Origin of the sequence: Olleya namhaensis (genome assembly GCF_900114005.1) — a bacterium.
GTDB classification, from domain to species: domain Bacteria; phylum Bacteroidota; class Bacteroidia; order Flavobacteriales; family Flavobacteriaceae; genus Olleya; species Olleya namhaensis.
Map to the genome: position 1 here is coordinate 251,958 of NZ_FORM01000006.1, position 14,055 is coordinate 266,012.

Here is a 14,055-nt window from a genome sequence, read left to right on the forward strand (position 1 = left end):
TGGTTTTTAATTTTTTATTATCTTTAAGTAAACAAAACAACTAAAAATCATGAATACAAAAGACGTCGCTCAAAAATGGGCAAATTTGTGTAGAGCAGGTAAAAACTTAGAGTGTATTACAGAGCTGTACGCAGATAATGTAGTAAGTAAAGAGATGCCAGGTATGCCGGGCGAATTAATTACTGGTAAACAAAATGTTTGGAACAAAAGTAAAGAATGGCTGGAAAGCGTAGAAGATTTTCATGCTAGCGAAATTGGAGAACCTATTGTAGCCGGAAACTTCTTTACAGCAAAAATGAGCTTTGATTGCACCTTTAAAGCACGTGGAAGACAACAAATGGAAGAAGTCTGCGTATATGAGGTTAAAAATGGCAAAATAGCCAGCGAACAGTACTTTTATAACATGGGAGAATAACTCCTTATTTAAATAACGACACAAAAAAAAAGCTTCAATTAATATTGAAGCTTTTTTTATATAATTTTATACTATTCTAGTTTCCTTCTAAACGTTCAATTTTAGCTCCAATAGCTTGTAAACGTTCTACTATTTTTTGGTAACCTCTATCAATTTGTTCAATATTATGTATTGTACTTGTCCCTTTAGCAGATAATGCTGCAATTAATAAAGAGATTCCTGCTCTAATATCAGGAGACACCATTGTTGTTGCTTTTAGCTGTGACGTAAAATCATGTCCCATAACTGTAGCTCTGTGCGGATCACAAAGTATTATTTTTGCTCCCATATCGATTAGCTTATCCACAAAAAACAAACGACTTTCAAACATCTTTTGATGTACTAAAACTTCTCCTTTTGCTTGTGTAGCAACTACTAAAACAATACTTAATAAATCTGGAGTAAACCCAGGCCAAGGTGCATCTGCAATGGTTAAAATAGAACCATCAATATAATTTTGTATTTGATAACCGTCCTTATGAGCTGGTATGTAAATATCATCTCCTTTTCTCTCGACAGTAATTCCTAGTTTTCTAAACACATTTGGTATCTGACCTAAATCATCCCAACTTACGTTTTTAATAGTCAGCTCACTTTTAGTCATAGCTGCTAAACCAATCCAACTACCAATCTCAATCATATCCGGAAGCATTGTATGCTCTGTCCCTCCTAAACTATCAACCCCTTCAATGGTTAATAAATTAGAGCCAACACCAGATATTTTTGCTCCCATTCTATTCAGCATTTTACATAATTGCTGTAAGTAAGGTTCGCAAGCTGCATTATAAATAGTAGTAATACCTTCTGCTAAGACAGCAGCCATTACAATATTTGCAGTACCTGTTACAGAAGCTTCGTCTAAAAGCATATCTGTACCAATAAGCTTATCGGCCTCTACTCCGTAAAAATAGTCTTCACGATTGTATCTAAATTTTGCTCCTAAGTTGATAAACCCTTCAAAGTGAGTATCTAATCTACGACGTCCAATTTTATCACCTCCTGGCTTTGGGATGTATCCTTTACCAAAACGTGCTAATAATGGTCCAACCATCATAATAGATCCTCTAAGCCCACTACCCTCTTTTTTAAAATCGGCAGTTTGCATGTAGTCTAAATTAACTTCGTCTGCTTGAAACGTGTAAGTTTCGTCTTTTATCTTATTAACCTTAACGCCTAAATTCCCTAAAAGGGTAATTAATTTATTAATATCAATAATATCAGGAATATTATTTATGGTTACTTTTTCTGGAGTTAGTAAAACTGCACAAAGTATTTGTAATGCTTCGTTTTTTGCGCCTTGAGGCTGGATGTCTCCTTTTAGTTGGTGACCACCTTCAATTTTAAATGTTCCCATAAATTATGCTTAATATCTTTTTCGGTTTCGGTTTAAGTTGTTGCTTTTTTTGTGGTTGGATGTTTTCTTACTGTTAGTATTACTAGCGTATTTTTTACCACTTGACGCTTTCATTAATCGACCCGAATCTGTTAAACTTTCTTCAGAATCTTTTAAATTAATTTTACCGTCAGACAATTCGAATAAATGGTTAAAAATCACGTAATCTTCTACGGTATCTTTATTCCAATTTAAAAAACACTTTTTCATATGGTTAGCAATGGTGTACGTCAATGCTTCCTTCATCTCACCATCTTCCCATGTATTTGCTACATCAATCATTGTTTTTATGTTATTACCATAAAAACGATATTTTGGAAAATTCTGAGGATATTCTAAAGGTTCAGGACGTTCTGACAACTCTTCTTTAGACGGCGCTCCATAAGGAGAATCTGCGTCTAACTCAAAATTAGCCATGATAAATAACTGATCCCAAAGTTTGTGTTGGAAATCTGCAACGTCACGTAAATGTGGTTGCATATTACCCATTACAGCTATAATAGATTTTGCTAATTTATTACGCTCTTCCTTGGTTTCTTGTATTTTAGCATGATTAATCATTTTTTGAATATGGCGTCCATACTCTGGAATAATTAAATGCTCACGCTCTGTGTTGTACTCTATGTCGTCTATCAAAATAAAAAAAGTGTAGAATTTATAAGTGTTGCATCGAAGTTTCTAATGCTTGTGCAAAATACAAAAAAAATCTAAAGACTTATCACGCCTTCTACTTTTTCTGTAACTTCTAGATATTTTTCTATTACATGATCAGGGTTTTTCATTCTAACATTTATAGAAACGCTAGTATATTTACCGTTACTAGACTCTTTTGTTTTAATAACTGCGCCCATATTATCAAAAATAGCTTCAATTTCGGCTATTTTTTGCAAATCTGATAACACTATAAATTTATATAAATACTCATTGGGCCACGTTGCTGTGTCCGCTAATTGTGATTTTAATTTTGCGTAAAATTCTTCTGGATTTGGTGTCTTATTCATGCTTATTTAGTAAGCAACAAATATACCATTTTGTTTAGATTTTTTTTTAATGAATTAATTTCGGATTTTTACAAATAAATTATTCTCATTTGAAAGCAAAAAAAATAGTTATTACAGGAGGCCCAAGTACCGGAAAGTCGGCAATTATAGACGAATTAACTAAACGTGGCTACACCTGTTACGAAGAAATATCCCGTCAAGTTACCCTTGAAGCAAGAGAAAAAGGCATTGACCAGATGTTTTTGACTGAGCCTTTATTGTTTAGCGAACTATTATTAAAAGGACGCGAACAACAATATAAAGACGCAGTAAATAGTGATAGCGAATTTGTGTTTTTGGACAGAGGTGTGCCTGACGTTGTGGCATACATGGATTATGCAGGCGAAAAATATCCAGATAATTTTATTAATTCTTGTAAAGAAAACATTTATGACTATGTTTTTATTTTAGCGCCTTGGCAAGAAATTTATAAAAGTGATGCTGTAAGATACGAAAGCTTTGAACAAGCAAAAGTTATACATCAAAATTTATTAAAATCCTACCAAAAATACGACTACAATTTACAAGATGTCCCATTTGGAAGTATTGAAACTAGAGCACAACATATTTTAGATGTGGTTAAAGCTTTATAAATGGCGCATCCAATAAACATATTAGAGCGTTATTGGAAATTTACAGCATTTAGACCTTTGCAAGAAGAGATTATAAATGCTGTGATTAATAATGAAGACACCTTTGCCCTATTACCAACGGGTGGTGGCAAAAGTGTCTGTTTTCAGATTCCGGCATTAGCTAAAGAAGGGATTTGTATTGTAATTTCGCCTTTAGTTGCATTAATGAAAGACCAAGTAAATGCACTTCAAAATAAGGGTATAAAAGCTTTAGCGTTAACTAGCGGAATCCCTAACAGAGAAATTGACACACTTTTAGACAATTGCATTTACGGAAACTACAAGTTTTTATACTTGTCTCCAGAACGATTGCAACAAGAATTAGTACAAGATCGTATTAGACAAATGAATGTTAACCTTATTGCGGTTGACGAAGCCCATTGTATTAGTCAATGGGGAAACGATTTTAGACCAGCCTACAAAAACATTAATATTTTACGTCAGTTACACCCCACAGTAAATGTAATTGCTTTAACTGCCAGTGCCACACCAGAAGTGGTGAAAGATATTATTACGGAGTTGGACTTTATTAGTCCAAAGGTTTTTAAACAATCTTTTTACAGACCAAATATTGCATATATGGTTTTTAATGAGGAGGATAAATATTTTAGACTGGAAGCTATTTTAAAAAAGAATCCACAACCGTCTATTATTTATGTCAGAAACCGACGATTAACACTTGAAATCACTCAATATTTAGAGCAAAAAAACATTAGTAGCACCTATTATCATGGTGGATTAAATAACGCTACAAAAGACCAACACTTAAAAGACTGGCTGGCAAGCAAAAAGCAAGTTATGGTAGCTACCAATGCTTTTGGAATGGGAATTGATAAATCTGATGTAAAGACAGTTATTCATATCAATTTACCTGACAGTATTGAAAGTTATTTTCAAGAAGCAGGACGTGCTGGACGTGATGAAAACAAAGCATATGCCGTTATTTTAAAAAATAAAAATGACGATAATGCTTTAAATAATCAGTTTCTAAAAGTACTACCAACCGTAGACTTTGTAAAAGTGGTTTACAGAAAATTATGTAGTTACTTCCAAGTCTCTTATGGAGAAGGTGCTTATCAAACCTTTGATTTTAATTTTAACGATTTTTGTAAAGCTTATAAATTTAATACCATTACCACTTATAATGCACTAAACATATTAGACAACACAAGTATTATTACACTTAGCAAACAGTTTAATAAGCGTATTGAAGTTCAGTTTTTAGTATCAAGTAATACACTTTTCAAGTATTTAGAGTCACATAGAGATTTTGAAGTTATAATAAAATCAATATTAAGAACATATGGCGGAATTTTTGAGCATGTTACAAAAATAAACAGTAGCCTAGTTTCTGACAAAGCATCTGTTAAGGAGTTTAGACTCCTTAGCGTGCTAGAACAATTAGAAAAAGACGAAGTCATATCGCTTAAAATAAACAAAACAGATGCGCAGATTACTTTTATTGAACCTCGTGAAGACGAAAAAACAATAAACCGTATCGCATCAATAATTGAGCAACAAAATAAGTTAAAGCAAAAACAGGTTAAAGCGGTATTAGATTACGTTAATAATGACCAAATTTGCAAGAGTATGCAGTTACTAACTTACTTTGGAGAAAAAGAAGTTAGTCCCTGTGGGATTTGCTCCGTTTGTATTTCCGCGAAAGCGAAACCCAAAACGGATTTAAAAATTACAAAAAACAAAATAATTGAAACTTTAGAGTTTGGAGAACAAACTTCAAAAGCGTTATTTAAGCTATTACCTTTTAACGAAATAGATATAAATAACACCTTAAAAAGACTATTGGAAGATGATATCATAGTGATAACAAAAACTAATAGCTACAAATTAAAACACATATGAATAAAGACATAAAGATTGTATTTATGGGTACACCAGATTTTGCTGTAACCACACTAAAAACTATTTTAGAACATAATTACAATGTCGTTGGTGTTATAACCGCACCAGACAAACCTGCTGGACGTGGACGTAAATTAAATGAGTCTGCTGTAAAAGTATTTGCTAAAGAAAAAGGACTAAATATACTGCAGCCTACCAATCTTAAAAGTGAAGCCTTTTTGGAAGAGTTAAAAGCTTTAGAAGCTAATTTGCAAATTATCGTAGCGTTTAGAATGTTACCTAAAGTAGTTTGGGACATGCCAGAGCATGGTACCTTTAATCTTCATGCGTCACTTTTACCAAACTATCGTGGTGCTGCACCAATAAACTGGGCTGTTATTAATGGTGAAACAATAACTGGTGTCTCTACTTTTTTTATTGATGAAAAAATTGATACTGGAGCAATGATCTTACAACAAGAAATAGAGATTGACCCTATTGAAAATGCCGGTAGTCTTCATGACAAATTAATGAACACAGGAAGTCACCTTGTAATAGATACTATTAAGCTAATTGAAACTGGAGAGGTAACCACAACACCACAACCCGAAGATGCTGTATCTAAAACAGCCTATAAGCTAAATAGAGACAATTGTAAAATAGATTTTACGGACACGATTGATAATATATATAATAAGATTCGTGGTTTAAGCCCATATCCAGCTGCTTGGTGCGAATTATTAAATAATAACGAAGTCTTAGATATTAAAATTTATAAAGCTGAAAAAGAAATAGAAGCACACAATTTAGAAACAGGAACTATTATTAGTGACAAATCAATACTTAAAGTCGCTGTAAAAGAAGGCTTTATAAAAATACTAGAATTGAAACTTCCTGGAAAACGCAATATGGATGTAAAATCACTTTTAAACGGTTATCGTTTTGATGAAGACTCAAAACTTCGCTAAACCCTTATTATCATTGATATTGTTATAAAACACAAAAAAACAAGTGTCTTTATTAACAAATGTCAAAAGTTATTAACAAATCAACGCATTTCCCTTGCTATTACTTGCATAGTAGCATAATCCGTATAAATTTGTAAAAGGATTTAACAAAAACTGTTAATCAACTATTTATTAATAATAAAAATTAAAATTATGAACAAAACAGATTTAATCGATGCAATGGCAGAACACGCAGGAATTACTAAAGCAGCTTCTAAGAAAGCTTTAGAATGTGCGTTAATCGAAATAGAAGGAGCGTTACAAAAAGGTAACAGAGTTTCTTTAGTAGGTTTTGGTTCTTGGTCAGTATCTAAAAGAGCTGCTAGAGACGGAAGAAATCCTCAAACTGGAAAAACTATCAAAATCAAAGCTAAAAACGTTGTAAAGTTTAAAGCTGGTTCTGATTTAGCAAATGCTGTAAACTAGTATTTGTTTAAAATAAAAAAAGCCTTCAGAAATGAAGGCTTTTTTTATTTTATATAGCATTTATTATTGTGTATTACATAAATATATGCTACATTTAAAAAACAAATCCTTTTAAAATGACTACAACCAAACCAAAAAAGGGTGACTTATTAATTGCAGAGCCTTCTATTATTGGAGATGTCTCTTTTAATAGATCAATAGTACTACTAACTGATTATAATGCAGAGGGTGCTATTGGTTTTATTTTAAACAAGCCCTTAAACTACACTATTAGTGATCTAATACCAGAATTAGACGCGTCTTTTAAAGTCTACAATGGTGGACCTGTAGAACAAGACAACCTATACTTTATACACAAACGTCCTGATTTAATACCAAATAGCGTAGAGATATCCTTAGGTATATATTGGGGTGGTGATTTTACTATTGTAGCTGATCTTATTGCAGAAAATAAAATAACTACAAACGACATCAAATTCTTTTTAGGGTATTCCGGTTGGGATAGTAACCAGTTAGAAACCGAATTAAAATCAAATGCGTGGGTGGTTACTAAAAACACCTACAAAAAAGATATTATAGAAAAAAGCTACGAAACCTTCTGGAAAGAAAAAATGGTCGAGTTAGGTGGTGATTATTCTATTTGGTCTAATGCACCAGAAAACCCAAGCTATAATTAAACTAATATTAGCCTAATCTAACTTTTACATTTAACTTTTGAAGTAGCATTTTTGCTACATCATTTTTAAATTCTTTTTTTCTATACTTTGTTATGGACTGAATACCTTTTATAACATTAGTAGTAAATAACTCGTCAGCTTTTTGTAATTCAAAAGGAGAGATTGATGTTTCTTCTAAACTGTAATCAGGAAGTAATTTAATAATTTCCATGATTTGCTTTCTTAAAACACCTTTAAGACAGCCATCAGACAAAGGTGGCGTTTTGATTGTAGTACCTTTTACCAAAAACAAATTACCATTAAGCGCTTCTACAACACTTTTATTAGTATTTATTAGTAGACAATTATCTAATCTATTCTCTTTAGCATAGATACTTCCAATAACGTTTATCACTTTATTGTTAGACTTAAGCGTAGACATTAAACTTGGCGATAAATAATGATCCTTATAAAGGTCTACTTCGTATTTGTTTTCATTTAAAAGATAAAAATCCTCATCAATAGCTTTAACACTAATAATAAAATTAACATCATTAGACTCTGGTAAATATAATCCTCCTTCTACTCTATCAATTTGTATTTTAACACGACCAGATTGTGACAATAAATTATTAGCCTCTAAAGTGCGTTTAATTTGCGCTTCTAAAAACTCCATTGTAAAGTTCATCGGAATTTCCATACGTAATATTCGCATAGACGCCATTAACCTGAAATAATGATCTTCAAAAAACAATAATTTACCATGTACCGCCTTGATGGTTTCAAAAAGCCCATCACCGTATGAGTAACCACGATTATTGTTAGAGATTACTGTATTATCTTCTTGAAGTATTCCGTTAAAATTTATCATAAAAAAAGTCCCATTTTTCAATGGGACAAATATACTTTAAATGTATTTATTTTTAAGCAGAACCTATAACTTGTTTTAAATCTGAAATCTGATTTGTCCAAAGCATTTTAGCTTCCTCTACTTCATCTTCTTCTGCAAAATCTGTTACAATAATTGAAACATCTTTAGTTATTTCGTCTACTTGAATCTTGATTTCAAAATAATATGGCGCGTCTTCATCCACTAACCATCTAAATTTAATGCGTTCTCCTGATTTTTTTGTTAGTAATTTAGCTTGTTCTTCAGATCCATCCCATATAAACTTGAAAAGCTCTCCTCGCGAATTTACATTGTCTGCAAACCACTCTGACAACCCTGAAGGCGTAGATATATATTGGTATAGTAATGATGGAGAAGCGTGGACAACAAACTCCATTTCGTACTTTATTTTATCTTCCATTTAATTGTAATCTTGTGTTTTTTAATTAGTCCAATATATACATTAATTAATAAGTTTAGAAAACATTTTAAAAAAAAATTTATTTTTACAATTATGTTTGCACACATCAATATTGTTTATATATTTGCACTCTCAAAAAATATGGCGAGGTAGCTCAGTTGGTTAGAGCGTTGGATTCATAACCCAGAGGTCACGAGTTCAAATCTCGTTCTCGCTACAAGAAAGACTTACAATTGTAAGTCTTTTTTTTTGCTCTAAACTCAAAAATAACACACTTAATCGGTAAAAAATGCTTTTCATAAATTACTGAATAACAATTAAATACGAGTACAAATTACAGTTTATCGTATTTTTATGCGTTTTAAGGATGTTTTTTAGCATATTTTAATTAGTTTAGCGGTCTAACTAAACACACTAGATCTCGTAAATCTATTTCAGATTCCCTAATCTAATTACTATGAATAAAATTACTTTTACTTTTTTACTATTATTTACCATAGTACAGACTTCTTTTTCGCAAGACAAACATTCTAGAATCAAAATTAGCAATCCAACTGAACGTATTGTACATACAATAGCAGCTCAAGGAATTGATTTAAGTTGTGGATCTAAAAATGAAGATGACAATTTAATAATTGAATTATCTGAAACGGAACTACAAAGTCTTAAAAAAAATAATATTTCTTATACTGTAGAAATTGATGATCTTACCAAATTTTACGCAAACAGAGCTATAAAAGATCTTCCTCAAGCTAAAGCAGAATTGCGCCGTCAAAAAGCACAAGCTAAATCTAGAACCACTAATACACAAAATAGATCTGTATCAAGTCTTATTCATGACAATATTATACAGTATACAGATTGTGACGAAATAAATTGGGTAACGCCTCAAAATTTTGAATTAGGATCTATGGGTGGTTGCTTAACTTATAGCGAAATGCAAAGTGAATTAGATCAAATGTATGCTTATTCGCAATCTAATGGACTCAACATTGTTTCTCAAAAAGCAAATGCCTCTTCAACTAATCAAAAAACATATGGTAATGTTAATGGTCCTGGCACTGATTTTCAACCATCAACAGTGTGGTATATAAGAATAACAGGAGACCAAAGTACAACACCAGAAAATACTAAACCACAGATGTTGTATACATCCATGATCCACTCTAGAGAGGTTAGTGCATTAATGAATAACATTTACTTTATGTGGTACATTATAGAAAACTATAGTACAGACCCTGCCATTAAAGAACTTGTAGATAATAACGAACTATATTTTGTACCCGTAGTCAATCCTGACGGACTAAGATGGAACGAATACCTTAATCCAAACGGAGGAGGTATGCAGCGTAAAAACTTAAGACCAAATACAGGAGGAAACACAAACACTTCAACTAATAGAGGTGTTGATTTAAATAGAAATTTTGATTATTTCTGGGGCTACAATAACATTGGGTCTTCAGGAACTACAACAAGCGGAACGTACAGGGGAACACGTCCAGAATCTGAACCTGAGACACAAATAATGGTGGATTTCATAGATAAGCACCAAATTAAATCTGCAGTTTGGAATCATTCATATGCTAATTCCGTTCCGCATCCTTATGGTGGCGTACCTTCTTTAAGTTCTGGTCGTGAAGACGAGTACTACAAATGGCATGAAGAAATGACTAGATACAATAGATACCTATATGGTGCTACTATTTTTTATGAGTCTAATGGTTTACCTGATGACTGGATGATGGGTGGAAATCCTGACAACAATGGAGCTACAGGTTCTGGTCAAGGAATTATAGCAACAACTCCAGAACATGGTGGTCAAGGCTTTTGGCCAACACCTTCTACTATTGTTCCAATAGCACAAAGTTCTATGCGTATCTCATTAGCGACCGCTTATTACGGTGGTAAATATGCAAAACTACACGATTTAACACAAAGTAATATTACCAATGCAATTGGTAGTACTTTAGACTTTGGTATCGAGCGTATTGGTCAAACTGCAAGTAATTTTACGGTAACCGTTACCCCTATATCATCAAACATAACAAGCACTCCTTCTCCTGTAACCGAATCGGGAATACCTGTTCTTGGACAGCGCACAGTAAGTATTAGTTTGGACTTAAACCCAGCTATTACTGTTAATGAAACTATAGCATATAACGTAAAACTATCAAATGATGATGGTGTTATTTACGAAGCAAATTACGAAAAACACTACCAGCCTACCCTATTATTTGATCACCAACCCGACACTAATGGACTAACAGGCTGGACACAAACGGGAGGATGGAACAACACAACAACGGATGCTTATTCTGGAAATAATGCTTTAAGCACAGGAACTTACAGCAACAGTGCAACAAAAACATTAACAACAACTAATAGTTATGACTTTACAGATTCAAATGAAATAATTATTCAATTTTATTCAAAATGGGATATCGAAAGAAATTATGATTTTGTTGAAATACTCGGCTCTCCCGATGGTGGAAGTAGTTGGATTCCATTATGCGGTAACTATACTAAACCTAATGCTACTAGCTCAACTACAAGTCATGATAACAAAAGTAGTAGTTATGCTAATTTCCAAGCCAACAGTAGCGGTCAAATTTACGATGGAGACCAATTGGATAATTGGATCATGGAAGAAATTAGCATTGATAACGCTAATTACTCGTCATTAAAAAACTCTAATAATGTTAAAATAAGATTTAACTTTAGGACAGATGGTCAAAATGTTAACGAAAATTATTCAACAACAAATGATGGTTTTTTTATTGATGATTTTAAAATAATAAGTGTTAACACACCATGCATGACTACTGTACCAACAAATGTTGCAGTATCAGACATAACAACGGTAAGCGCAAGAATTGATTGGGACGCTGTAGCTTCTGCCAATTACGACATTAGATATAGAGAAACAGGCTCAGGATCTACTGGATGGACTACCGTTACAAATCTTACAACTAACAGCTACCAAATAGCCGGTTTATCACATACTACACAATATGACGTAAGAGTTAGAACACGTTGCAGCACATCAACATCTAGTTACACTACAATAGAAAAATTCACAACCTCATCCCCTGTCCCTTGTACAGGTAGTTCTATTACTAGTTTCCCGTATTCTGAAAGTTTTGAAAACACTTTAGGATTATGGACACAAGATACTACTGACGATTTTAATTGGACAAACAAACAAGAAGAAACCGATGGAAACTCAACACCTTCTTCAGAGACTGGCCCATCTACAGCATCTGACGGATCTTATTTTTTATATACAGAAGCTTCAAATCCTAATTTCCCTAGTAAAATAGCTAGATTAATTAGTCCATGCTTAGACTTTACAGACAGAGAAAATGCTTCAATAGCTTTCGACTATCATATGTATGGAACAAATATTGGTATTTTAACTGTGGATATAAGCACTGATAACGGAGCCAATTACATAACATTAGATACCTATACACTAGCAGGAAGCAAGCAAGTTAGCCATACAGATGCTTGGAAAACACAAAATGTAGATTTATCCACTTTTGATAATCAAACAATTAAACTAAGGTTTAGTGCTACTACCGATTCTGATGCCTCTAGCGGATGGTCTGGAGATATCTCTATTGACAAGTTATCGATAACCTCTGATCAAGTTTCGAATTCCACTCCCCCAACCGCTTTATGTCAAAACATAAATATTCAATTAGATTCCACTGGAAATGCTTCAATTGTTGCTGGAGATATTGATGGAGGCTCTACAGATGATGTTGCAATTACCAATTACAGCATTGATATTAATTCTTTTGATTGCAACGATATTGGTACTCCTGTGAGTGTGACTCTAACGGTTACCGATGCTGACAATCAAACAGACACCTGTACCGCACTAGTAACTGTACTTGATCAAATTAAGCCAGATTTAATAAACGTACCTAGCAATATGTCGCTATCATGTGGGAACAATAATCCAACTTGGACCTCACCGACTGCAACAGATAACTGTGATGACTCTTTAACTGTAATCAGAACAGATTCTACAGGATTAAACAGTGGTGATACATTTCCTGTTGGCAATACTACTATAAGCTATCAAGTCACTGATACTTCAGGTAACACAAAAACAGCGTCGTTTAGTATAAATATTATTGCAGACACCATAAATCCAAATGCCGTAACCCAAAATATTACAATTCAATTAGATAATTCTGGTAATGCTACAATTACGCCTAGCGCTATTAACAATGGATCTTCAGATAATTGCTCAATAGCTAATTTTACTTTATCAAAAGACACTTTTGACTGTTCTGACATTGGTAACAATGTGATTACTTTAACTGTAACCGATATTAATTCTAATACAGATACCGCAAATGCTACAGTAACAGTAACAAGACAAGACATGCCGACTGCAACAAATTGTTGGGATAATTTTACTTACAGCAACACAACCTGTACTTGGGAAAACAAAGGAACAAAACCTGCGGAACCAACAACAGAATGTTATGAAACTGCAACGTTTAATAATACAACATGTACTTGGGACGTAATAGGAACACAACCTGCGGAACCAACAACAGAATGTTACGAAACTGCAACATTCAACAACACAACTTGTACTTGGGATGTTTCTGGAACACAACCTACGGAACCAACAACAGAATGTTATGAAACTGCAACATTTAACAATACAACTTGTACTTGGAATGTTTCTGGAACAAAACCTGCGGAACCAACAACGGAATGTTATGAGACTACAACATTCAACAATACAACTTGCACTTGGGATATTTCTGGAACACAACCTGCAGAACCAACAACAGAATGTTACGAAACTGCAACATTCAACAACACAACGTGTACATGGGATGTTTCTGGAACACAACCTGCAGAACCTACAACAGAATGTTACGAAACTGCAACATTCAACAACACAACGTGTACATGGAATGTTTCTGGATCTAAACCTGCGGAACCAACTACGGAATGTTATGAAACTGCAACATTCAACAGCACAACGTGTACATGGGATGTTTCTGGATCTAAACCTGCGGAACCAACTACGGAATGTTACGAAACTGCAACATTCAATAACACAACTTGTACTTGGGACGTAACAGGAACAAAACCTGCGGAACCAACTACAGAATGTTATGAAACTGCAACATTCAACAACACAACGTGTACATGGGATATTTCTGGATCTAAACCTGCGGAACCAACTACGGAATGTTACGAAACTGCAACATTCAATAACACAACTTGTACTTGGGACGTAACAGGAACAAAACCTGCGGAACC

12 protein-coding genes and 1 tRNA gene are annotated in these 14,055 nt (G+C 33.5%); 8 read left to right on the top strand and 5 right to left on the bottom strand.

Annotation, left to right across the window (positions count from 1 at the left end; all coding sequences use genetic code 11):
- The first annotated feature begins 49 nt into the window (after positions 1–49).
- Positions 50–415 (top strand): nuclear transport factor 2 family protein, encoded by a 366-nt coding sequence (locus tag BMZ09_RS11320; RefSeq protein WP_090840627.1) that lies wholly within the window; start codon positions 50–52, stop codon positions 413–415.
- Positions 416–491: 76 nt separating this feature from the next.
- Here the strand turns inward: BMZ09_RS11320 and murA are convergent, their stop codons facing one another.
- The 3 genes from murA to BMZ09_RS11335 all read right to left on the bottom strand — a co-directional run bounded on the left by murA (position 492) and on the right by BMZ09_RS11335 (position 2,848).
- Positions 492–1,808, bottom strand: a complete 1,317-nt coding sequence (gene murA, locus BMZ09_RS11325; RefSeq protein ID WP_090840629.1) for a UDP-N-acetylglucosamine 1-carboxyvinyltransferase — start codon at positions 1,806–1,808, stop codon at positions 492–494.
- 9 nt (positions 1,809–1,817) lie between these two features.
- Positions 1,818–2,483, bottom strand: coding sequence for a DUF4290 domain-containing protein (locus BMZ09_RS11330; protein ID WP_090840631.1), 666 nt, complete (start codon positions 2,481–2,483; stop codon positions 1,818–1,820).
- A gap of 71 nt (positions 2,484–2,554) precedes the next feature.
- Positions 2,555–2,848: a DUF493 family protein gene (locus BMZ09_RS11335; RefSeq protein WP_090840633.1), complete on the bottom strand. Its 294-nt coding sequence runs from the start codon at positions 2,846–2,848 to the stop codon at positions 2,555–2,557.
- A gap of 89 nt (positions 2,849–2,937) precedes the next feature.
- Here BMZ09_RS11335 and BMZ09_RS11340 point away from each other — a divergent pair, with 89 nt between their 5' ends.
- The 5 genes from BMZ09_RS11340 to BMZ09_RS11360 all read left to right on the top strand — a co-directional run bounded on the left by BMZ09_RS11340 (position 2,938) and on the right by BMZ09_RS11360 (position 7,471).
- Entirely contained in the window at positions 2,938–3,480 is a 543-nt protein-coding gene (locus BMZ09_RS11340; RefSeq protein ID WP_090840635.1) for an AAA family ATPase, read from the top strand.
- Positions 3,481–5,382 carry a RecQ family ATP-dependent DNA helicase gene (locus tag BMZ09_RS11345; protein ID WP_090840637.1) on the top strand — a complete coding sequence of 634 codons (1,902 nt, stop codon included), beginning with the start codon at positions 3,481–3,483 and terminating at the stop codon, positions 5,380–5,382.
- A complete protein-coding gene (fmt, locus tag BMZ09_RS11350) occupies positions 5,379–6,329 on the top strand; it encodes a methionyl-tRNA formyltransferase (protein ID WP_090840639.1) in 951 nt (316 codons plus the stop codon). The genes BMZ09_RS11345 and fmt overlap by 4 nt, the downstream gene beginning before the upstream one ends.
- Before the next feature lie 192 nt (positions 6,330–6,521).
- On the top strand, positions 6,522–6,794 hold the full coding sequence (locus BMZ09_RS11355) for an HU family DNA-binding protein (RefSeq protein WP_090840641.1): 273 nt from the start codon (positions 6,522–6,524) through the stop codon (positions 6,792–6,794).
- Positions 6,795–6,910: 116 nt separating this feature from the next.
- The gene (locus tag BMZ09_RS11360; RefSeq protein WP_090840643.1) at positions 6,911–7,471 is read left to right on the top strand and encodes a YqgE/AlgH family protein; all 561 of its coding nucleotides are present in this window, start codon (positions 6,911–6,913) and stop codon (positions 7,469–7,471) included.
- A gap of 7 nt (positions 7,472–7,478) precedes the next feature.
- Here the strand turns inward: BMZ09_RS11360 and BMZ09_RS11365 are convergent, their stop codons facing one another.
- Together BMZ09_RS11365 and BMZ09_RS11370 are read right to left on the bottom strand one after the other, a co-directional pair.
- Complete coding sequence (locus BMZ09_RS11365; RefSeq protein WP_090840645.1) at positions 7,479–8,321, bottom strand: aminotransferase class IV; 843 nt, start codon at positions 8,319–8,321, stop codon at positions 7,479–7,481.
- 52 nt (positions 8,322–8,373) lie between these two features.
- A complete protein-coding gene (locus BMZ09_RS11370; RefSeq protein ID WP_090840647.1) occupies positions 8,374–8,760 on the bottom strand; it encodes an START-like domain-containing protein in 387 nt (128 codons plus the stop codon).
- A gap of 143 nt (positions 8,761–8,903) precedes the next feature.
- Here BMZ09_RS11370 and BMZ09_RS11375 point away from each other — a divergent pair.
- Positions 8,904–8,977 (top strand) — tRNA-Met (locus BMZ09_RS11375).
- Positions 8,978–9,217: 240 nt separating this feature from the next.
- A partial coding sequence (locus BMZ09_RS11380; RefSeq protein WP_090840649.1) for a M14 family zinc carboxypeptidase occupies positions 9,218–14,055 on the top strand: 4,838 nt, incomplete at its 3' end.